General features: G+C 41.6%; 19 protein-coding genes. 8 read left to right on the plus strand and 11 right to left on the minus strand.

The genetic code is table 11. The features are described from left to right. The first annotated feature begins 180 nt into the window (after positions 1-180). Positions 181-885, plus strand: a complete 705-nt coding sequence (locus tag A3K91_RS11200; protein ID WP_062845334.1) for a hypothetical protein — start codon at positions 181-183, stop codon at positions 883-885. A gap of 84 nt (positions 886-969) precedes the next feature. Further along, complete coding sequence (locus tag A3K91_RS11205) at positions 970-2,856, plus strand: monovalent cation:proton antiporter-2 (CPA2) family protein (protein ID WP_062845335.1); 1,887 nt, start codon at positions 970-972, stop codon at positions 2,854-2,856. A 13-nt stretch (positions 2,857-2,869) separates the two neighbouring features. Here A3K91_RS11205 and A3K91_RS11210 read toward each other — a convergent pair whose 3' ends face one another. After that, positions 2,870-3,799, minus strand: coding sequence for a DUF2628 domain-containing protein (locus A3K91_RS11210; protein ID WP_062845336.1), 930 nt, complete (start codon positions 3,797-3,799; stop codon positions 2,870-2,872). Positions 3,800-3,996: 197 nt separating this feature from the next. Between A3K91_RS11210 and trmB the strand changes: the two genes are divergently transcribed. The 3 genes from trmB (at position 3,997) to A3K91_RS11225 (ending at position 8,022) form a co-directional block, all read left to right on the plus strand. Then, on the plus strand, positions 3,997-4,833 hold the full coding sequence (gene trmB / locus A3K91_RS11215) for a tRNA (guanosine(46)-N7)-methyltransferase TrmB (protein ID WP_062845337.1): 837 nt from the start codon (positions 3,997-3,999) through the stop codon (positions 4,831-4,833). Positions 4,834-5,828: 995 nt separating this feature from the next. Then, positions 5,829-6,887: a recombinase RecA gene (recA, locus tag A3K91_RS11220; RefSeq protein ID WP_062845338.1), complete on the plus strand. Its 1,059-nt coding sequence runs from the start codon at positions 5,829-5,831 to the stop codon at positions 6,885-6,887. Positions 6,888-6,927: 40 nt separating this feature from the next. Next, entirely contained in the window at positions 6,928-8,022 is a 1,095-nt protein-coding gene (locus tag A3K91_RS11225) for a regulatory protein RecX (protein WP_062845339.1), read from the plus strand. A 16-nt stretch (positions 8,023-8,038) separates the two neighbouring features. Here A3K91_RS11225 and A3K91_RS11230 read toward each other — a convergent pair whose 3' ends face one another. The 7 genes from A3K91_RS11230 to A3K91_RS11260 all read right to left on the minus strand — a co-directional run bounded on the left by A3K91_RS11230 (position 8,039) and on the right by A3K91_RS11260 (position 15,737). Then, positions 8,039-9,496 (minus strand): anion permease, encoded by a 1,458-nt coding sequence (locus A3K91_RS11230; protein ID WP_062845340.1) that lies wholly within the window; start codon positions 9,494-9,496, stop codon positions 8,039-8,041. A 308-nt stretch (positions 9,497-9,804) separates the two neighbouring features. Continuing rightward, the gene (locus A3K91_RS11235) at positions 9,805-10,518 is read right to left on the minus strand and encodes a YidB family protein (RefSeq protein ID WP_062845341.1); all 714 of its coding nucleotides are present in this window, start codon (positions 10,516-10,518) and stop codon (positions 9,805-9,807) included. A gap of 244 nt (positions 10,519-10,762) precedes the next feature. Next, complete coding sequence (locus A3K91_RS11240; protein ID WP_062845342.1) at positions 10,763-11,218, minus strand: hypothetical protein; 456 nt, start codon at positions 11,216-11,218, stop codon at positions 10,763-10,765. Between the two features lie 168 nt (positions 11,219-11,386). After that, on the minus strand, positions 11,387-11,668 hold the full coding sequence (locus tag A3K91_RS11245) for an FAD assembly factor SdhE (protein ID WP_062845343.1): 282 nt from the start codon (positions 11,666-11,668) through the stop codon (positions 11,387-11,389). Between the two features lie 164 nt (positions 11,669-11,832). Continuing rightward, positions 11,833-12,729: a dihydropteroate synthase gene (folP, locus tag A3K91_RS11250; protein ID WP_062845344.1), complete on the minus strand. Its 897-nt coding sequence runs from the start codon at positions 12,727-12,729 to the stop codon at positions 11,833-11,835. Positions 12,730-12,881: 152 nt separating this feature from the next. Beyond that, complete coding sequence (gene ftsH, locus A3K91_RS11255; RefSeq protein WP_062845345.1) at positions 12,882-14,774, minus strand: ATP-dependent zinc metalloprotease FtsH; 1,893 nt, start codon at positions 14,772-14,774, stop codon at positions 12,882-12,884. A 330-nt stretch (positions 14,775-15,104) separates the two neighbouring features. Then, positions 15,105-15,737 carry an RlmE family RNA methyltransferase gene (locus tag A3K91_RS11260; protein WP_062845346.1) on the minus strand — a complete coding sequence of 211 codons (633 nt, stop codon included), beginning with the start codon at positions 15,735-15,737 and terminating at the stop codon, positions 15,105-15,107. Positions 15,738-16,114: 377 nt separating this feature from the next. On the opposite strand from A3K91_RS11260, the gene A3K91_RS11265 reads away from it, so the two are divergent. Both A3K91_RS11265 and A3K91_RS11270 read left to right on the plus strand, forming a co-directional pair. Further along, positions 16,115-16,426, plus strand: a complete 312-nt coding sequence (locus tag A3K91_RS11265) for a YhbY family RNA-binding protein (RefSeq protein WP_062845347.1) — start codon at positions 16,115-16,117, stop codon at positions 16,424-16,426. Positions 16,427-16,630: 204 nt separating this feature from the next. Continuing rightward, on the plus strand, positions 16,631-17,356 hold the full coding sequence (locus tag A3K91_RS11270) for a DOMON domain-containing protein (RefSeq protein ID WP_062845348.1): 726 nt from the start codon (positions 16,631-16,633) through the stop codon (positions 17,354-17,356). Positions 17,357-17,519: 163 nt separating this feature from the next. Here A3K91_RS11270 and A3K91_RS11275 read toward each other — a convergent pair whose 3' ends face one another. Then, positions 17,520-18,248: a CHAP domain-containing protein gene (locus tag A3K91_RS11275; RefSeq protein ID WP_062845349.1), complete on the minus strand. Its 729-nt coding sequence runs from the start codon at positions 18,246-18,248 to the stop codon at positions 17,520-17,522. A 238-nt stretch (positions 18,249-18,486) separates the two neighbouring features. On the opposite strand from A3K91_RS11275, the gene A3K91_RS11280 reads away from it, so the two are divergent. After that, positions 18,487-19,002, plus strand: coding sequence for a hypothetical protein (locus A3K91_RS11280; RefSeq protein ID WP_062845350.1), 516 nt, complete (start codon positions 18,487-18,489; stop codon positions 19,000-19,002). 298 nt (positions 19,003-19,300) lie between these two features. Here the strand turns inward: A3K91_RS11280 and lpxC are convergent, their stop codons facing one another. After that, a complete protein-coding gene (gene lpxC, locus A3K91_RS11285; protein ID WP_062845351.1) occupies positions 19,301-20,218 on the minus strand; it encodes a UDP-3-O-acyl-N-acetylglucosamine deacetylase in 918 nt (305 codons plus the stop codon). A 321-nt stretch (positions 20,219-20,539) separates the two neighbouring features. Next, entirely contained in the window at positions 20,540-21,739 is a 1,200-nt protein-coding gene (gene ftsZ / locus A3K91_RS11290) for a cell division protein FtsZ (protein WP_062845998.1), read from the minus strand. Positions 21,740-21,799 lie beyond the last annotated feature (60 nt).

The following is a 21,799-nucleotide window of genomic DNA, read 5'->3' on the forward strand; positions in this document are numbered from 1 at the left end:
ATAAACAGAGTAAATTTGCAAGAGACGTCATCTGAGTTGAGCACACGTTACATTCATTTTTGTCATTGCAATTGCACATGAAAAACGCTGAAAAAATCGGTCTTATTGTCATATTTTTTATATAAATTCTGTATACTTGAGGCTTACACGCTTTATTCATCATTACGGTGACCTTCTATTATGTCTAAACGCTCAGCGCCCTTTGTTGCCCCAGACCATATCGAAGACCCTACGTCAAAGGACGGCAAAAAACACGCCAAAGTTTTGCTGTCAACGCTACAAGAAGACATCGCCCGTTTTCGTAATGAGCAATTTCCACCTGATATTTTGCGTCAAATTCGTGACATGCCTATTTATGAAGGCAATTTAGCCGAAGTGCAGGCTTATCAACAGGATTGGCAGTCTCTACTAGAACGCGCAGTGGCTTTTTATCCTGCTGCCAATCTGCCACCTGATTACCTGCCATTACCTGCCAGCCTTGAGATACCGCAGTTTATTTATCATGTTCAGCGCCTACATCTGACCAAGACACGCGCCAAAGAATCCAAAAGCTTCGGCTCGGTAGGGGCACTGACTGACAAATGCGGTGATTATACGCCTGATGAAATTGCGCGCATGTCTGCCGTGTTTGATAATGATGAGGAAGCACGTTTGGTTGCGCACCGTGAATTTATCGATTTGCGCGCGTATGTTTTTTGCCGTGATAGCAAAGGTGAGATGTTAGAGCCAGAGCGCGTTCGCTTTTATCGTACAGGTCTTATCGTACATGCCCTACCTGATTTTAAGATCGTAGATAGTCGGCAGACGCCGCGTAAGCGCCGTAATGATGCTTATAGCAATCCACTTGCGGATAATGGTATTTGGAAAATTTACCGTAAAAAATAACTCAATTCGATGGCTTATAGCACCATCGGCTTAAGCTTTACCATTCTATATTATTTGTTTTATCGTCACCCTTAAGGATACAAAATGTTCGCTGCCGCCGCCGGCTCACCAAATTTAATGTTACAAGCTACGATTTTCTTGGGCGCAGCGCTGCTCTTTGTACCTCTTGGCAAACGCTTCGGTATTGCAACTGTATTAGGCTATCTCATCACAGGGTTGATACTGGGACCAAGTGCTTTAGATGTAGCGGGCGATGCTGAGAGCCTATTGCATTTTTCTGAGTTTGGCGTGGTCATGCTATTGTTCATCATTGGTCTTGAACTTCAGCCATCACGGCTTTGGGCATTGAGGCGCTCTATATTTGTGTTGGGTGGTCTACAGGTCGGTCTTACCGGCACATTACTAATGGGGCTTTTACATCAGTTTTTTGGCTTACAACTGGACACCGCTTTTATCGTCGGTTTTGGCCTCGCCCTTTCTTCTACCGCTTTTGTACTTCAGATATTGACCGAAAAACAGCAGCTCTCAAGCACGCATGGCCGTGAAGCATTTACAATTTTATTATTCCAAGATATCGCTGTCATTCCACTACTGGCTGTCATTCCGTTTTTATCAGGCGTACGTGAACAAAGCTATGATTTGATTTATTTTGGTAAGGTTTTTGCCGTTTTTGCCGGTCTCATCTTTGCTAGTCGTTATATTATTCGACCGTTTTTTAAGTTTGTCGCATCAAGCGGTGCATCAGAATTACTCACAGCTGTCGCATTATTTATCGTGATGGGTGTGTCTATTTTGATGGGGCAAATTGGTCTATCGATGGCATTGGGCGCATTTTTGACAGGGGTGTTGCTGGCGGATTCAGAGTATCGTCATGAGCTAGAAGCCAGTATCGAACCTTTCAAAGGACTGTTGTTAGGCTTGTTTTTTATGTCGGTTGGTATGTTAACCGACGTCAAGCTCATTTTGTCAGAGCCCCTCTTTATTATTGGCTGTGCTGTAGGACTTATGGTCATCAAGTTTGGTGTCATTGCCGCAATTGCTAAGGTTTTGGGCAATCGGTGGCCGACTAGTATCAGACTGGGTGTGACTTTGGCTCAAGGTGGTGAATTTGCCTTTGTCTTATTCAGTGTTGCAACTGCTCAAAATGTTTTGCGACCAGAGCTTGCCAATACGCTCAATCTCATCGTCACCATTTCTATGGCGCTAACGCCCTTGGCATTTTTATTGTTAGAAAAAATCGGTGAGCCTTTATTTGCTAAGAGTAAACCTAGCCGGGAGTATGATGCTATTCCAGACCATGAACATCAGGTCATCATTGCTGGTTTTGGACGAGTCGGTCAGATTATTGGTCGTGTACTACGTATGCATAACATCGAGTTTACCGCGATTGAACGCTCGGCAAATCGCGTAGATTTTGTCCGTAAATTCGGTAATCAGGTTTATTACGGTGACCCAAAAAATCCAGAAATATTGCGCGCAGCTGGTATCAAAAAAGCCCGCCTCTTTATTCTCGCTATTGATGATCTAGAGCGTTCTATCACAACGGCTCAATACCTACGCAAAAACTATCCCAAAATTATCGTATTAGCACGCGCTCGTGACCGTCAGCATTATTACCGTTTACGCGAGGTTGGCGTACGTCACATTTGGCGTGAGACCTATTTATCATCTTTAGACATGTCGCGAGAGTCACTACAGCTGCTTGGCATCTCACCAGAAAAAGCGCGAGAAACCGTAAAAACCTTCCGTGATTATGACGATGATTTGATTGAGCGCCAGCAAGCCATCTATGATGATGAGGCCAGTATGATAGAATCAGCACAATCAGCAATTGCAGAGCTTGAGAGTTTGTTTGATGAAGACATTGATAAAGCTCGTAAGATGGATTTAAGCGAGTTTTATGATGCATTAAAGAGTCAAGCGACACCTACTGATAGCGGCAATGACATCGCTACCGATTCTAAAAATTAATCGCCAGAATCCTCTAATCAGCGCTGCAACTTTCAGGAGCTTGTTTTTTACTCAGTGAACTCATGCAGCGCCAATCATCACTATCGGATAGGTGATAAAAGACCAGCGTTTGATCATTTAGGTAACGTATTGGAAATGTCACGTTTTGGATGGTTGCAATAACGGCGCAATCTGTTTTGGCAACACCTGCAGCTTTGGTGTCTATATCAATACGTATTTGCTGACTACCCATTGTCAAAGGCAAATCAACCGGACATTGACCTGTTTGCTGATAAATTAATGCCACCCGATTTTGTGCAGTTTTGACTGTATCATAAGCGTCGAACAATACTTCATTTGCTTTTGGCTTAGCAACTAGAGGCAAAAACTGCACCTTAATCACTATTAAAGCAAAGGCGAAAAGCCCAAAGCCCAATCCCAAACCAAATAAACTGACCCCGCCTTCTCGTCGCAAATGTGCTTGCTGCATGGCTTCATCTCGTGGATGGTCATTGAGCGCATCAGCAATTTCACGTCGCGCCATTCGATAATAATAAGCATCCGTCCAACGTGCCACCATAAACGACCAAAACACCCAAATGAGTGCAGCAATCCCTATACGTACTGCCATCTGATAAATGTCAGGAACATAAGGCATGGCCACAAACTCGAACATGACCAACACAATGGCAATATTAAGCTGAATAAATGACCACCCTGCTACGCTATATACGATGGCATCCATATAACGCTTACGATAGAGCAGCCAAGGAAAAGTCACAAAAAATGCTGCCCAATGCCATTGTGGCGATAGATACCCTTGCCGATCAAATTGCTCAAAGCGTTTGAGATAATAGTGCTGGCTACGATGGCCAATAAACCATTGATCCAATTGCTGACGTTTTTTAGGCGTCAATTGTTCTTGATAAAAAGGGGGCGGCGAGTCCGTCTCAATAAATAGCATGGCAATATGCTCTATTAGCTTTTAAAAAAATGCTCTGACAATGATTATTATATGATAACGCTCCAACCTATGTATAGGATAGAGAAATGCGACAGTTTGACTGTAAACACGCTACAATAGGATTGTACGTTCACACTTGTATGGATTTCACTTATAATGAGTGTATCTTACCCACCTAAATAAGCCTTATTAATACTATGAGTCCACATTCTGATATCAATGATAACGCCATTAGCAACCCAGCTGATGAGCAAAACCTTAATAGCACTAACGAACCTACCAATATTGATACCAGTGCCGATATTGACGCAGAACCTACTTCCGATAAGCACCTGCGTATTGTCAACACATTCATGAAGCGACGCACGCACATGAATAAAAACGCTGAGTTGGCACTAACTGCTCCAGAGTTTGCAGAGTATTTGGTCAACAATAGCTTTGGTGATGGTAACTTAGAGGGTATCGATGATTTACGCTCATTATTTGCTGATAGCCCGAATGGCAGCGACGCTCCGCTTACCTTAGAGATTGGTTTTGGTTTAGGTGATTCATTCATTGAAATGGCAGCAGCTGAACCTACGCGCAATTTTGTTGGCGTCGAAGTGCATGAGCCAGGTATTGGTAAATGCGCCTATATGGCTGGTACTCAAGGCTTAACCAATGTCAAAATCATCAACGGTGACGCCATCCAATTACTAAAGCAATTACCAGAAAACCATATCGATCGTATTCAGCTTTATTTTCCTGATCCATGGCAAAAAAAGCGTCATTATAAGCGTCGTTTCGTCAGCCCAGAACGTATGTCTATCGTGACGCGTAGTTTAAAGCAAGGCGGATGGTTTCATACTGCCACCGATTGGGAGCACTATGCTTTTTGGATGGTTGAAGTTTTGGATGGTTTTGAAGGTTTGACCAATCAAGCTGGTACAGGCAATTTCACCGAGCGCCCTGACTTTCGTCCAATGACAAAATTTGAGCGTCGTGGTCTAGATCGTGGACATGGCGTATGGGATTTGATCTATATCAAAGACTGATCTTAATAAAGTGTTTTTGACCTTGTTTTATTGAGCGGCTAAGTAACTTAGTCGCTTTTTTTGTCTTATTGGCTATCTGGTTATTATTCTCTGGCAGAATATTGACGTATTTGACGGCTCTATCCTTTGATTTATGGGGCATAGATATTTTTAGCTAAAAAAATTCATCAAACTGTCATATGTGAAACATAGCAAAAATTCGTCAAATTATTGACGAACACATGCCTTTACAAGCGCGCAATATAAGCTCTGTACCTGACATTCATAATTCATCATCGGCGCAAACATTGACGCTATAAGGGCTTCGTGAGTTCTCCCCATAAGCTGTGGATAACCCTGTGTATAAGTCGCTACTTGACAAGATTTCTCCTAGGTAACATAAAGGACTAGGTAAAATCGTTCATTTTTTATACAATTTAAAAATCAATTAAAATCAATAACTTACACTAAATATCCAATCGTAAAAAATTATTTTCAATATTTTTAAAAAATTATTTTACATTAGAGGATGTTTCACAGTAATCAAATAAAGGCATTATATTTATTGTGGACAACTTATAAAACTGTTGACAAACCGCACCATTATCAGGCCCAAAATCATTTATTATCCAATAGTAATTTTATACCAAATCTCAGTCACATACTATACGACAGCTGATGTCGTTTAACGTGGTTTGATACCCTACTACTACCTTGGATTTTGTTATAATTACCTCATCTATTCAATAGGATGATAAATGAGAGTTTCCACTCATTAATGAACTTAGTTTTACTTTTATCAGAATTTGATTTTGCTGTATAGTAGAGCAAAATATCTGATATTGTTAACTATGCCATTGATATCATTATCCGCTTCCTTTAGCCAAGTGTTGGCTATCTCTAAAACTCAACTAGCTGTTGTTCTATTGAAGCATTATATTTAATAGTACGAATATTATATTCATAGCATAGAAATCGATAATTCCAAATCAATTATTGCAAACAAGGAATCCAGTATGGACGACAATAAAGCCAAAGCCCTTAAAGCGGCATTAGGTCAAATTGAGAAACAGTTCGGTAAAAACACCATTATGCACCTTGGTGATGACTCAGCCATCCTTGATGCTGATGTGGTCTCCACAGGCTCTCTTGGCTTGGATATTGCTCTTGGTATCGGTGGACTACCAAAAGGCCGTATCGTTGAGATTTATGGACCTGAAAGCTCTGGTAAAACCACCATGACATTGCAGGCTATTGCAGAGTGCCAAAAGCAAGGTGGTACTTGTGCCTTTATTGATGCTGAACATGCACTTGATCCTGTTTATGCGCGCAAGCTAGGCGTGAATACGGATGAGTTACTACTTTCACAGCCTGATAATGGTGAGCAAGCACTTGAGATTACCGATATGTTGGTTCGCTCAGGTGCTATCGACATGATTGTCATTGACTCCGTTGCGGCTTTGACGCCGCGTGCAGAGATTGAAGGCGAGATGGGTGATTCTCATATGGGTCTACAAGCGCGTCTCATGAGTCAAGCCCTACGCAAAATTACAGGTAATGCTAAACGCTCTAATTGCATGGTCGTGTTTATCAACCAGATTCGTATGAAAATTGGTGTTATGTTCGGTAGCCCTGAGACTACAACGGGTGGTAATGCCCTCAAGTTCTACGCGTCAGTACGCATGGATATACGCCGAATCGGTGCAGTTAAAAATGGTGATGAAATCATTGGTAACCAAACGCGCGTTAAAGTCATCAAAAACAAAATGGCACCACCATTTCGCCAAGCTGAGTTCGAAATTACCTATGGCGAAGGTACCAACCACTTAGCCGAAGTTATTGACTTAGGTGTTGAGATTGGTGCAGTTGGTAAAGCTGGCTCATGGTACAGCTATGGCGATGAAAAAATCGGCCAAGGTAAAGCCAACTCTGTGCTGTTTTTGAAAGAAAACCCTGCCATTGCCAAAGAAATCGAAGATAAAATCCGTGACGAAAAGCTTGGCACCAAAAAAGACAGTAAGGCCGCTGATGCTGTTGAAACCAATGAAGAATTGGCTTCTGAGCCTGTACAATAGACTTTTGATAACTCCTTACTATCAACAGTCATGACGTATTATGAAAATTAAAACACTGGCCGAAATACTCGCTGAGTCGGATACCGATTCAGCGAGTTCTGTCGATGCCACACGCAAAAGACCTTCTAAGCGCTTTGATGAAGATACACATAAAAAAGTAAGTGCTGTTGGTAGGCGGCCTACTCATACAGATAAGAGAAACAAAGACAATTCCTTGACTAGCAAGTCTACAGTCGAGATAGAATCTGTTGATGCCCTTTCTCATCATGTCAAAAAAACATCCAATTCTAAGAAACGTAAAAAACGCTTTCATCCAGCTGCCAAATTCATCGCGGAGCCTAGCGATATACCTGCTTATAAGCCACCTGAAGCACAAAGTATCAAAGAGATGCTCGCAGAGGTCAAGCACAACGTCCATGATACTGACAATGAAACCGCCTCCCTTCTCGATACTAGTGAAGAGTCGCATATAGCAGACGACTCATACGCTACTGCGTCAAAAACAACTTGTGACGATGAAACAAGCCATCAAACCGACAATTTACCAGCTGCCCTCAAGGCTTATTTGCGTACGCCGGAACAACGTCAGGCAGACATCGATGCTATTAAAGCGGAAAGTCGCTTACGTTGGCTTGCATTTTATTATTTGTCGCGCCGTGAATACGGCAAAGCTGAACTCAAGCAAAAGCTGATTGATAAGGAGCAAAACCCAGAAAAAATCGATGCGCTCCTCAATGAGTTTGAAGAAAAAGGCTACCAAAGTGATTATCGCACTACGCTAATGCTGATACGCGAGAACATTCGCAAAGGCCGAGGGCGTGGGCGTATCAAACAAGAGTTTTATCGCAAAAAAATCACTATGCCAGGCAACATTGATGAGCTGATCGATATGGCAAATAGCGAATCTGAGGAATTCAGTGAATTTGTCGATGATAGTGCAGATAGCTTGGTTGACGGTATTGATTGGCTCAAATTGGCGGTCATAGCACGTACTAAGAAGTACGGTAATGACATACCCACTGAGCAAAAAGACAAAGCACGCCAGCTACGGTTTTTACAATACAGAGGATTCAATACTGATGTCTGTTTTGAGGCGCTCAATTATACATTAGACACATTAGATGAACGGTTTTAGCCAATAACTTTCAAAGTTAGTAATAGCCGAGTACTTTCCACCAAATGAGACCAGCACCTATCCAAATAACTAAGTTAACCACGCTCATAATTGCCCCAATACCCCACCATTCTTTTAATGTCACATAACCAGAGTTAAAAATAACAGGTGCGGTACCAGTTGCATAATGAGTAAGTGTCATCATAATATTACCCGCTGCGGCTAATATTAGAGCATATAACATCGGCGGCGCCCCTAATGTCAGTCCTACTGCATAGAATGCGGCAAATAGCGCTGTAATGTGGGCCGTGGTACTAGCAAAAAAGTAATGAATATATAAGTAAACTAAGGTCAAAATAGTCACTGCCCCTACCCAACCTACTCCAGTGGTACCAATTAGAGACTCAATATTGCCTGAAAACCAGCTTATCAAGCCAAGCTTATTAAGATAAGCCGCCATCATAATAAGTGCGCCAAACCAAACGATGGTATCCCATGCAGATTTTTCTTTTAGAATATCATCCCAAGTCAGGACACCAGTCAGGATTAATGCTACTAATCCAATAAAAGCAGTAGTAGTGGCATCGACGCTATATTGCTCACCCAAAATAAGCGCAGGTATATTCGCCCACAATAGCAGCATCAAACCAAATACCCCGAGCATGATTTTCTCTTGAGTACTTATTTGGCCCATTTCGGCTAAATTATCCTTTGCAAAGTCTTTCGCATCAGGCGTCACTTTGACATCGGGCGGATAGATAATATAGATAACCAGTGGCATCACCACCAAACAGAGCATCCCAGGCACAAACATCGCGAGCGCCCATGTTGTCCAAGATAGCTGAATATCACCACCTGTTGCTTTATTGACTAGTTCTACAACTAATGGGTTAGGGGCAGTAGCGGTAATAAACATACCAGAAGTAATAGGATTGGCGTGATAATTAACCATAGCCAAGTAGCGACCAATCTTGTTTTGCGTGCCGTCCTCGGGAGTTGAATGAAAGCTCTGTGCGATGGATTTCATAATGGGATGAATAATACCGCCGCCTCGTGCTGTATTAGAGGGTGTAATGGGCGCTACTATCAGTTCAGCGGCTGTTAAAGAGTAAGCCACTCCGATGGTTTTTTTACCAAAAATAGAAATAAAATAATAAGCAATACGCCGACCCAAGCCAGTTTTTATCAAGCCACGCGATATCATGATGGCAATACCAATTAGCCAAATTAAAGGACTTGAATAGCTTGATAATGCATCGCTAATAGCTTGTTTTGGACTATCACTCGTTACGCCTGTCAGTGCTACTAGGGTCACAGCAATAATAGCAATTGCGCCAATGGGTAATGCTTTGCCTATAATGGCCACAATGGTAGCAATAAATAGTGCCAGCATATGCCATGCTTCTGGTGTAACACCAGTCGGAACTGGAATGACAAACCAAATGATCAGACCAACTAAGATAGCAATAGCGGCTTGGATGGGCTTGAATGGCATTATTAAGTATCCTTATAAGATCATTGGATTATCAGATCAGCGCACCTTTACCATTAATAGCATGGTCTCAAGATAACTGCGACCACAAATCAAGAAATGAGTACTCTCCTTAACCATATTATAAGATTTATCTAGTTCTTGTGTTATTGTTTACCTATTTTAATATATTTATTTAGAATAATATAAATATATAGTGATATTTTTTCTAGATAAGCTACAAGCAGATAAGCAATAAAAAAGAGCACATCATCAGATGTACTCTTCTCATTGCATTTTTGACTGATATTGATAGATTGAAAAATAGGAAACTATTTTAAAGTACCTAATCGATTAGACAGTTGGCTCATAATCTGATCAATTTCATCATTCGCTTCCGTTTCGTTATCCAAGTTGCCATTAGGCGTTAACTGATTCATCACCTCGGGAAGCAACTCAGCAAGACCTTGGCGCACTTCTGTCTCATTGGCACCAGTATTAGCAGCAACTTGTTGAATCTCACCTTCATCGAAAAATCGACTGACCTCATTTGGATCAAGATTGTCATTGTCTTCTTGATTACTCATCCAAGATCGCGCTTGATTATCGTATCCCATACCAGTAATTTTTGATAAGGCACCGCTCACACCGCCATTATTTTTAATCCAAGTGAGTACCATCGGCATCAGCATAGCAATAAGCATCCCTTTGCCGCCAAAGCCGCCTCTATTGCGTTGACCACCAAGTACACTGCCTAAGATATCTCCCAGACCACCTGCACCTGAGCTTACGCCACCACGCTGATTACTACCAGTAATACTACCTATAATATCGTCCAAACCAAAACCATTATCAGGTTGACGGTCGTATTGTCGAGGATTGTACCCACCTGCTTGACTGCCACCTCCTAATACACTACCCAATATATCACCAAGACCTCCAGTACGACGTGCGTTGGTATGTTGGTTGACTGGGTTACGCTGTGCGTCTTCTGGGTTCATCGCGCTGCGAGCAACTTGGCTCACTAAATTCCCTAATAAACTCATTTTCTACTCCTCCGTTTATTCTAGTATTTGTTACAGACAAACCATGAATGTGCTTTACAACATTCATCTCTAGTCAATAACTAGCTCTTCAGCGACTAAGAACGCTGGTTTATCTGCTGTATTCTTCTCATGCAATATAACAAATCTCTGTTAACTTCAAGATAGGTATTTTGTTATGACATGTAGGGCTTCGTAAGCTCACGCAAGAAGGAGTGAAGTTGTAAAGAGACAGAAGAGTTGAGCGTTAGATTTTATTAGTACTTATATCGGCTAAAACACCCAGCTCACGCCATTGATTGGCGCTTACTTGATCGCGAAAGATAGTAATTGATAGCGGGCGTCTATAAGGCTCTACGATAATAAGCTCCAGAATCACGGCCCATCGATAACCATGGACAGTAACCAATTGTGCTTGCCACAGCTCATCACCACGACTTGTCCTGATGAGCAATTGCCAGTGTTTATCAATACGTTGGCTAAGCGGTGGTTGGCTAACATGCAGTGGTATAGGCCGTGATAGTGCCAGATAAAGTGCCACGGCTGTAGTGACTATTAGTAGACATACATACTGCCATAAGACTAAAGGAGCAAGCCATGCTAGCAGCCCCATTATACTGCCTAACCCACCATATAGCAGAAAGCGCAACGGGCTAGTCGGCTGAATGGCTGTATCAATGCGTAAGAAAGGTGTTGAAGTCATGATTAAGGGCTAATAAAAAGTGAAGCCAATGAGCTAGGTAGCACTTACCACTGGCAATCTGGCAATCTGGCAATCTGGCAATCTGGCAATCTGGCAATCTGGCAATCTGGCAATCTGGCAATCTGGCAATAGTACATCACGATTTACTTATACATAAAAGACGTATAACTATGTTAAGTCTTTGGTATGACGCCAGGTTTTAATTTTATTTACCAATGCCCACATGGCATCATCGTCTGGACGATTTTGGTTGGTAAAATAATCCAATAAATCAGGATCTTCATGCGTTAGCATTTGTGCAAATATTTCTTGCTCAGCTGGCTCTGCTGTTAGGTATAGTTCTTTCACATAAGGATCAATATAAAAATCCAATTCTTTTAAGCCACGACGTGCCTGATAAATAATACGGCGTTGTTCGTTGGTTGGTTCTGGTTGAGATGGTATGGTCATCAAAGCACTCTCGTTTGTTTAGGTTATGATTGGTATTAATTATAATAAGATGTTGGATATCTACAGAATATTAAAACTCAGGGCTGGTTAGGAACTTTGACCATCACGTAGGCAAAGTAAACACTTACGATATCGACTAATAGTATTCAGCATCAAAAGTAAGGTCAGCTTTCATGATACTCGGACAACTGATGCCACAACGCGACTGCTTGCTGCATCATAGACACGTTGTGAGTACGAATGATACAGGCACCTTGTTGTATCGCAAAAATTCCTGCTGCCGTTCCAATAGCATCGCGCTCTACCGCTTGTGTTGTTATCACTGAACCAGCACCACTTTTGGTCAATACTTCCGCTAAAAAGCGCTTACGTGAAATACCAAACATCATAGGCAACCCTAATGACTTTAATTCATCGAGGTGTTTTAACAGTGCACAATGATGCTCGTAATCCTTAGCAAAGCCAAAGCCTGGATCGATAATGATATTTTCGCGTTTCACACCAAGACTAGTTACTTTTTCAATGCGTGCCGCCAGCTCTACCGTTACTTCTTGAACCACATCTGTATATTGCGCAAGATCATTCATGGTTGTTGGCTCACCGCGCATGTGCATGAGCATCACAGGTATGTCTAGCTTAGCAGCTAATGCTACAGCGCCTTCACGCTTGAGTGCTCTCACATCATTCCAAATGTCTGCACCAGCATCGAACGCTGCCTGCATTACTGCTGGGTTACTGGTATCGACAGATAACCAAACCTCGTCGCCACAATGTTGTCTGATGGCTTGAACCACGGGCACAACACGTTGTATTTCATCATTAGTAGCCACGATACTAGCATTGGGACGAGTAGATTCACCGCCAATATCAATGATAGTCGCGCCGTCTGCTATCATCTGCTGACAATGAGCCACTGCTCTATCAATAGCAGTGAATTGTCCGCCATCTGAAAATGAGTCTGGCGTGACATTAAGTATGCCCATAACATGGGGCTGGGACAAATCTAACGTTTTATTGCGATCAGATATTTCATACTTTGGTAGCGACTCGAATAATGACATCATCAATCCATTATAAATATATTTCAGTAAGTAATTTCTATGCTAATGATACCAGTAAATCTTACTCTGTCCTAAATCCTTCATAAAATGATGCCAATAAAAAAGCCCTTTACTAAAAAGGGCTTTTTTAAGAGTCATTCATCAATTACAAGCTACATCGCTGGCAATGGTGGTGGCGTTGAACCAGACGTTTTAACATCGTTTTTTGACAAGTTCACTTCGTTGTGTTGATACACTCTTGGTGGACGAGGCTCCTCACCTGCCAAGATATCTTGAAGCTGATCGCGATCAATGGTTTCCCATTTCATTAAGGCATCAACCATCGCATGCATTTTTTCTTGATTACCTTCAATCAATTCACGCGCGATATCGTACTGCTCTTCTAGCATACGGCGTACTTCATCATCTACCTTTTGCTGAGTAGCCTCTGAAATCGTACGGCTACCACCAAAGTAACCTTGCGAGCTGTCATCGTCTTCATAAACCATGATACCAAGCGCGTCTGACATACCATACTTAGTGACCATTGCACGCGCCATCTTGGTTGCTCGTTCAAAATCATTAGAAGCACCAGTAGACATCTGATGAATAAAGACCTCTTCTGCAATACGGCCACCAAATAAAATAGCAATATCGCTCAGCATTTTTGACTTATACATACTGGTTTGATCGTGCTCTGGTAGCTGCCATGTGACACCAAGAGCAAAACCGCGCGGCATGATAGTGACTTTATGCACAGGATCAGTCCCTGGTAATAACTCTGCAACCAATGCATGACCTGCTTCATGATATGCAGTCGCTCGGCGTTCTTCTTCGCGAATCACCATAGATTTGCGTTCAGGACCCATATAGAGCTTGTCTTTTGCATCTTCAAAATCATTCATGTCAACGCTGGTCTTATTACGACGTGCTGCAAACAGTGCCGCTTCGTTCACAAGGTTAGCAAGCTGTGCGCCACTAAATCCTGGTGTTCCACGGGCAAGAGAGCTTGCATCTACACTAATCGTATTTGGCAATTTTCTCAAATGTACTTTTAGAATTTGCTCACGACCTTTGATATCAGGCAGCCCCACTTGCACTTGACGATCGAAACGACCTGGGCGTAATAGCGCTTTATCAAGTACGTCTGCACGGTTGGTCGCAGCAATGATGATAACGCCTTCGTTACCTTCAAAACCGTCCATCTCAACCAATAACTGGTTTAGAGTTTGCTCACGCTCATCGTTACCACCGCCTGTTCCAGAACCACGATGACGACCAACCGCATCAATCTCATCGATGAAGATAATACAAGGTGCACTTTTCTTCGCCTGTTCAAACATATCACGTACACGTGAAGCACCCACACCAACAAACATTTCTACGAAATCAGAACCTGAAATCGAAAAGAACGGTACTTTGGCTTCACCAGCAATGGCTCTGGCCAATAGCGTTTTACCAGTACCTGGTGGGCCTACCATCAAAATACCACGCGGAATAGTCGCGCCAAGCTTGGTAAATTTGTCAGGATCGCGTAAGAAGTCTACTACTTCAACCACTTCTTCTTTGGCTTCTTCACAACCAGCAACGTCTCCAAAATTGACCTTAATTTGATCTTCAGTCAACATTTTGGCTTTTGACTTACCAAAGCTCATAGGGCCACCGCCTTTACCGCCAGCGCCGCCTTGCATGTTACGCATGAAGAATAAGAACAAACCAATAATCAAAAGAATTGGGAAACTTGCTATCAGTAACTGCATTAACACGCTTTGACGCTTCGGTGCCGTTCCTTGAACCTCGACTTGATTTTCACGTAGAATTGGCATCAACTGGTCATCAGTCACAGCTGGTCTAATGGTTTCAAAAGAGGAACCATTTTTCTTCTCGCCGGTGATCTGCTCGCCATCGATTTCCACACTGGCTACTTGTTTTTCTGACACAGCGGTCACAAACTCAGAGTAGTTAAGGCTATCTGGCTCAGATGATTGATCAAAACCACTGAACACCAGCACCAAAACGCCGATTACCACCAGCCACAATAAGGTATTTTTTACCATGTCGCTCACTAGTTATTCCCATCCCTTACTTATTGGTGTGTTTACTAAACACGTGACGTCTATAAACGTATTACTTATCTTTAATAAAAATATCAGAACTCATGTTATATAAATCTATCACAGATAAACGTATTAAGCGCTTATTATCAGACGACTTTGCTTAAAACATATGTTTGAAACAAAGTTAATATACCATGATATGTGGTGCTAGCCTGAATAATTCAAGCAAGTTTTTCTTTTATTCAGTTAACGATTGTAGCGGTTTTAAACATTGATAATGTATATGTTGTGGCAACTCATTTTTTGGCTTGTTTTGACGACAACCTATTGAATTTAAACCTATTTGATAGCGATCCAAAACATCTCTTTTGAACGAGGGCGAGAAGCACCAGGTTTGATACTACGAATTTTACTAAAATCATTCTGCATTTGCTTGCGTAATTCTTGCATCCCTTCACCTTGAAACACTTTCATAATAAGCGCGCCACCTTGTGGTAAGGTTGCCAAAGCAAATTCCACAGCCAACTCACATAAGTACATCATTCTTGGCTGATCGATAGCACTATTGCCTGCTGTGTTAGGTGCCATATCTGACAATACCACATCAACTTGCCTATCACCAACCTCAGCCATAATCGTGTCAAACACGTCAGCCTCACGAAAGTCTCCTTGGATAAACGTTACATCAGCCAGCGCATCCATAGGTAAAATATCAGAGGCAATCAAAACACCTTTTTCACCCACCAGCTGGCTGGCTACTTGTGACCAACTACCAGGTGCACTCCCCAAATCTACCACTGTCATGCCCTTTTTAATCAAATTGGTTTTTTCATTAATTTCTAACAACTTGTAGGCTGCACGAGCACGGTAACCATCTTTTTGAGCCTTTTGCACATAATGATCGTCAATATGCTCCTTCATCCAAGCACTACTACTTTTTGACAGTTTTTTATTTTCAATACGCGTGGCCAAAACACCTGCTCCTCTTGCTTTACCAAAACTACTCTTTGTTAATTAACCACTCTATCGTGGTCCAGTAGTACATTGGTCAAAAACGACTTTTGACAGTAAATATATGGGATATCAGCTCAACTATTTTAGATATGCCATTCATTGAGCGATTGATTTGTCTGATGACTTTAAATTGGTCAAATTCTATTAGGGAAAACACTGCTTTATAAGAGCATAGCGTTTATAATGTGACCAAATATTCAGTTTAACATTTTCATCACGTAAAATCGTGCAAAATCCTGCTGATATCATGCAAGATGCCCTCAGATTATCTATAATAGTCACTAATTGCGCTCAATAGCATCATCTTTTATTTTTTACCAACCTTTGGAAATTCTATGGAACTCGATAACGCTACCATCAAACGCCTACGAGGCATTGGTCACGAGCTTAAACCTATTGTCATGATTGGCAATAAAGGTGTCACACCGACTATCGCAGAGGAGATTGATCGCGCTTTGTCAGATCATGAACTCATTAAAGTAAAACTGCCTGCCGGTACTAAAGAAGAGCGTGATGTCATTGGTGCAGAGCTTGCCGCAGCTGCGAATGCAACTTTGATTCACTCAATCGGTCGTATGGCGTTGTTACTGCGTAAAAATCCGCATGCCAACCCAAAACTGTCTAATTTGGCACGTCACGCTCAGTAATTTGTAACGACAAGCTTGGTTTGAATAAATTTCTACTGTGATTGCTAAGTTATTATTCAAATCATTACGATAGCACCTAAAAGCCGCGCTGCATCATGCTCGCGGCTTTTATAATGTGTATTTTTTATAGCGAGCTTATCTTAGCGTTTCTCATTATAAGATAAGCCGTTTTTTCTCATTAATGTTCTTGAGTATTATCAGATTATGAGCCAAACCTTTACCCTTTGTGTGGCCACTGATACGTTGGTCAATGATGCCCAGCAAATCGGGGTAGCCGTGGACGAACTCCGTCGTATCGGCATTCAAGTAACTGCCGAAATTGTGCAACGACCAACATTGCATTTACAACTCACGTATTATATTACCGTACCCACACCTTCTTTGGCCGCCAAACTTAACTGGCCGGCATGGCAGACCAAGCAAATAGGCTTCTCTGATTATCTTTGGGAAGAAACGTGCCTTGAATGTTTTATTACAGGCAGTTTAGCCAAAAATGAAGTCGACTACGCAAAAAATGCAGAGTCTTATATCGAAATCAACGCCAGTCCAGATGGTCGTTATGCGCTATATCGGTTTGAAAGTTATCGCAACCCTTCAACACTGCCGCCTGCCCCTTTGTACCATATGGATAGACACGAACGTATAGGCATTTATTGGGAGGATAAGTCTTTACAGCAACGCTCACCAGTTGATACTTCTTTATCTACCAAATCATCGTTAGCCTCTACCATTCCAAGTTATGAACGACGTTTTAGCATACTTTTGAATCAATTGCCCAAGCAACAATATGCATTTAATAACACGGTGGTTGAATACATACATCCCTGCGTTATTTTAAAGTTTAATGAAACGGCTTTATATTTTGCCCCACGCCATGCTTCACCACCTGATTTTCATAATCGTCATTATTGGTCTAAATTTGAAGGTTAGTCATATTTTTTCCGCTTGATTACCTTACTTATTAATAGGCACAGAATCTTTTTTCAATTGCCCTTCTATCACACATCGTTACTTCAAATAAAAAAAGCCTAGTAATGTCGAAAACATTACTAGGCCTGGAGAAACTGGTCGAATTAAAGAGCTATTTAACTGATTATTTGTCCGCCATAGCAAGATAGATACCACGGTCTGACGCATCGTCAACGTACTGCGAATCACGCCATGTAGTATAGCTATGAGAGCCACTATAAGGATTGATGCTGTTTTGACGGAAGTCAGACACCCATGTATTGCCATCAAAAATTTGGATATGACCATGAGGACGGCTTGAGGTGCGGTTAAAGACAACGACATCACCAACTTGTGGTTGCATATCGTTACTGATCTTAGTGAAGCCTGCTTGGGCCAAAGTGCCGCGTGAGGCGTACTGATAAGCGGATGGATTAGGCGTAAATTCGTAACCGGCTGATTGTAGCGCTTTACGTACGTAGCGTGCGCAGTAACCAGAACTTCTAGATAGGGCAACTCGTGCGGCATTTGCTGCTGCAATAGCAGGGGCAGAGTTACTATCAGGGGTGCGGCTGGCTTGTTGCTGACGCTGCTCATAAGACAAACGGCTGGTTAGCGAGGCAAGCTGGTATTCTTTTTGCTTAGCATGGGCACTTAGATTATCAATAGCTTGGCTGATCTCATCGTTGCTATATACATGAGCGCCACTGTTAGTGCTATAGATATTACGACTAGAACCGTAGTTCGCAGAAGCAGAAATATTTGTGATGGTATGACTCAAGGTATTATTCGGTTGAAAGGTGGTTTCGACAGCACCACTCGTCTGTGCTATACCCATTCCCAATACTGACAAAAGCAATAAAGCTTGTTTCATAAATTTACTACCTATTGTTAATACAAGACCGCTCGTCATCCATGACAAAGCATCAATTAATTTAGAGGATATAATCATAAAATAAACATGATAAAATCCTTGTTACAACAGCCCACTCTTTTTTCTATAGTGACTAGTATTGATTACATCAGGCTAGTCAAATATCTCGTAAATCGTTTGTTATATATTGCTTTTAGCATGTCTATCGACGTTGTCACCTATTAGATGAGTCATTGCGATGTCAAAAAAACAGCCTAATCGGCTTGCTAAACTTATCGATCATCAAGCTTTTGCTGGTAGTGCGCTACCACAAACTCTTGCTGATAATATGCGGCTATATACAAAAATGACCGCTGAGATAAAAGAGCTACTGGTAGATTGTCTACCTGAAGAAATCCTTAGTACCTGTTGGGTTGTAGGATTTACTCCTGAGCAACTCATACTCAGTGTTGGCTCTGTAACAGCTGCTAATCATATCCGCTATTTACAGAGTGCTTATTTGCGAGTGTTAACAGAGCAATCAATTACATTTAAACAACTCAAACAAATTCGCGTCGTAATTGCTAAAACTTCCGCTCATAATCATTCAATTCAACAATCATCGTCATTATCAATGACCAAATCAAAAACTCTTGAAATCAATGAAAATCAGGCCCTTAGCCAAAACACAAAGCGGACTATATCACAGGCCGCAGAGCATGTCACCACTGATGAAAATCTCAAAAAAGCCCTTTTACGCTTAATAAATGATTAAAAATCATGACTTCATAATGTAAAGTTATGTAAATAAAATCGTGAAAATTAACGAGTAACGCTGGGGTTTTGTAATATTACAAACAAAAAAAATCATCTATTGGCATCATTCATAATTTGAATGCTACCAATAGATGATTTAAAAACCATCTACAGCTTTTGTATTCTCTACTCTGAAGTAGAATTTTTAAAATGACTCGAACAATATATTCAAAAAATAGAATATTATAGGAATGTAATTATAGCCCGATCATGTAATATTGCGTAAATGTTTCGATACTTCGTGTATATTCCTGTATTCATCCTTCAACAGCTAAATCTTCTAAAGGTAAATACTTGATAGGACAAGTTACATTGTCATCAAAAGTTACAATTTCAAAATTATCATGGTCAGATAGTATTTCACGCACCAGTAAATTGTTTAGCGCATGACCAGATTTATAAGCATTAAAGCGACCCAAAATTGGATAACCGATTAAATATAAATCTCCCAAAGCATCCAGAATTTTGTGACGGACAAACTCATCATTGAAGCGTAAGCCTTCTTCATTCAATACGTTTGCTTCATCGATGACGATTGCATTGTCCATGCTACCGCCTAACGCCAAGTTGTTTTGGCGCATTGCCTCAATATCACGCAAAAAACCAAAAGTACGTGCTGAGCTTAATTGTTCAATGAAGTTTTGTGTAGAAAACTGCAGCTGAGCGTGCTGAAAGTTTTTATCAATAGCAGGATGATCAAAATCGATTTCAAAATTTAGCTCAAAACCGTCATAAGGACGCAGTTCTGCCCATTTATCATCCACTTTTACACGTACAGGCCGAACAATTCTAATGAACTTTTTAGCAGCTTCTTGCTCACACAACCCTGCTTCAAGTAACAATCCAACAAAAGGTGCAGCGCTACCATCCATGATTGGTATTTCTGAGGCAGAAACACGAATCAAGAGGTTATCTATGCCAAGTCCAGCAATCGCGCTCAAAAGGTGCTCGACGGTGCCGACACGAGTACCACCAAATACGAGATTTGACGACATCATAGTATCTTGTACTAAAAAGGCACTGGCTGGGATTGGCTGACTGCCTTCGATATCAGAGCGCTCGAAAACAATACCAGTATCCACTGGCTGCGGATAAAACTCTAAGTTAACAGGCTGACCACTATGGAGACCTGTACCTGTAACAGCAATCGCAGTTTTTAGGGTTCTTTGGTTCATGGCTGTCTTCTCACATATTTTGTTACAATTGCCATAGTGTATCATTACCTACCCCCATTTCGCTATAGCTAATACTCTTTAATTTGCTTATCTCCTTGATTGATAACACTTATCGTCATATATATTCATGATTTATGGCGCTTAGTATTTATGTTTCTTTGTATAAACATCCAACTTTTCGAAACATTTTATGCAATAAAATCATCAGATATGTCCATTTGATGACAATTTTCATGCTATCTACTATTTAGAAGCATGAAAAAGCCAGCGACTCAGCGCTGGCTTTTTCATGCTTCTAAATACTTGGTGTCTCTATAAGAATTACTTATTTTGTTGACGCTTTAAATAATCTTGAATACTGTTGGTTTTGGTTTTAGGCTGCTCTTGAGGTGCGTTCGAACGTGCTGCGGTATCTTGGTAAATTTGGGCTTGTGCTTGTTTTTGACTGTTTAGCGCACTAGTATGTACGTTAGGATCGACAGGTTGGGTGCTATTAACCGATGGAACTGGTTGCTCCACCACTTCTGGTTCTTGACCCGCGTTTTCATCTAACGTTAGGCCTGTAGCGATAACGGTCACGTGCAAGTCATCTCCCATTTTTTCATCAATCACAGAACCATAGAAAATATGAGCGTCATCGATATCGGTAATTTCTTCGACTATGGCACTGATTTTACTCATTTCATCCAAAGATAATGATTCAGAGGAAATCACGTTGACCAATAGACCTTTGGCATTTTCCAAACGCAAATCATCAAGTAGTGGCGATCTGATGGCTTTTTCGGTCGCTTGACGCGCACGGTCATCACCGCTTGCACGACCAATACCCATCATTGCGTGGCCTTTAGCCGTCATTGCCGTACGAATATCATTAAAATCGATGTTAATCATACCTTCGCTAGCGATGGTTTCGGCAATACCCTGAACGGCGTGCAGTAAAACATCATCCGCTTTTTTGAAAGCGTCTTGCATAGAGATATTACCGTAGACACTCATCAACTTATCATTTGGAATCGTAATGATAGAATCCACAAAGTTGGTCAACTGCTCAATACCCGCTTTAGCAGCTTTGATACGTTTGCCGCCTTCAAATTTGAAAGGTGTGGTCACTACTGCAACGGTCAAAACTTCCATTTCTTTAGCAATACGAGCAACCACTGGCGCAGCACCTGTACCTGTACCACCACCCATACCTGCGGTGATAAATACCATATCGGAATGCTCAAGTAAGGCACGGATGGCTTCTTCTTCGCTCTCTGCCGCTTCACGTCCTACTTCTGGGTTTGCCCCTGCACCAAGACCACGATTTGTTTTTGCACCAAGTTGTAATTTGTGCGGCGCAGTTAAACGATCAAGCGCTTGTTTATCCGTATTAGCACAGACAAAGGTTACACCTCTAATTCCTTGTTGTACCATATGCTCAACCGCATTACCGCCGCCACCACCCACACCGAATACAGTGAAGCTCGCTTGGCCGTTATTTTGAAGCTGGTTATCATCTGGCATGGTGTATTTTGACATAAAAAAGATTCTCCAGTTGCAAATAGCGTAATGGTCGATACGTGGTAACGCACTCATGAG

It is taken from the genome of Psychrobacter alimentarius (assembly GCF_001606025.1).
GTDB lineage: Bacteria > Pseudomonadota > Gammaproteobacteria > Pseudomonadales > Moraxellaceae > Psychrobacter > Psychrobacter alimentarius.

Bases quoted from the DNA above. Each gene is read 5' to 3' on its own strand.
- folP (WP_062845344.1), bottom strand. From the start codon at position 12,729: ATGTCATTATTCGAGTCGCTACCAAAGTATGAAATATCTGATCGCAAT.
- recA (WP_062845338.1), top strand. From the start codon at position 5,829: ATGGACGACAATAAAGCCAAAGCCCTTAAAGCGGCATTAGGTCAAATT.
- A3K91_RS11205 (WP_062845335.1), top strand. From the start codon at position 970: ATGTTCGCTGCCGCCGCCGGCTCACCAAATTTAATGTTACAAGCTACG.
- A3K91_RS11235 (WP_062845341.1), bottom strand. From the start codon at position 10,518: ATGAGTTTATTAGGGAATTTAGTGAGCCAAGTTGCTCGCAGCGCGATG.
- A3K91_RS11200 (WP_062845334.1), top strand. From the start codon at position 181: ATGTCTAAACGCTCAGCGCCCTTTGTTGCCCCAGACCATATCGAAGAC.
- A3K91_RS11245 (WP_062845343.1), bottom strand. From the start codon at position 11,668: ATGACCATACCATCTCAACCAGAACCAACCAACGAACAACGCCGTATT.
- trmB (WP_062845337.1), top strand. From the start codon at position 3,997: ATGAGTCCACATTCTGATATCAATGATAACGCCATTAGCAACCCAGCT.
- ftsZ (WP_062845998.1), bottom strand. From the start codon at position 21,739: ATGTCAAAATACACCATGCCAGATGATAACCAGCTTCAAAATAACGGC.
- lpxC (WP_062845351.1), bottom strand. From the start codon at position 20,218: ATGAACCAAAGAACCCTAAAAACTGCGATTGCTGTTACAGGTACAGGT.
- A3K91_RS11270 (WP_062845348.1), top strand. From the start codon at position 16,631: ATGAGCCAAACCTTTACCCTTTGTGTGGCCACTGATACGTTGGTCAAT.
- A3K91_RS11265 (WP_062845347.1), top strand. From the start codon at position 16,115: ATGGAACTCGATAACGCTACCATCAAACGCCTACGAGGCATTGGTCAC.
- A3K91_RS11230 (WP_062845340.1), bottom strand. From the start codon at position 9,496: ATGCCATTCAAGCCCATCCAAGCCGCTATTGCTATCTTAGTTGGTCTG.
- A3K91_RS11225 (WP_062845339.1), top strand. From the start codon at position 6,928: ATGAAAATTAAAACACTGGCCGAAATACTCGCTGAGTCGGATACCGAT.
- A3K91_RS11275 (WP_062845349.1), bottom strand. From the start codon at position 18,248: ATGAAACAAGCTTTATTGCTTTTGTCAGTATTGGGAATGGGTATAGCA.
- A3K91_RS11240 (WP_062845342.1), bottom strand. From the start codon at position 11,218: ATGACTTCAACACCTTTCTTACGCATTGATACAGCCATTCAGCCGACT.
- A3K91_RS11210 (WP_062845336.1), bottom strand. From the start codon at position 3,799: ATGCTATTTATTGAGACGGACTCGCCGCCCCCTTTTTATCAAGAACAA.
- A3K91_RS11280 (WP_062845350.1), top strand. From the start codon at position 18,487: ATGTCAAAAAAACAGCCTAATCGGCTTGCTAAACTTATCGATCATCAA.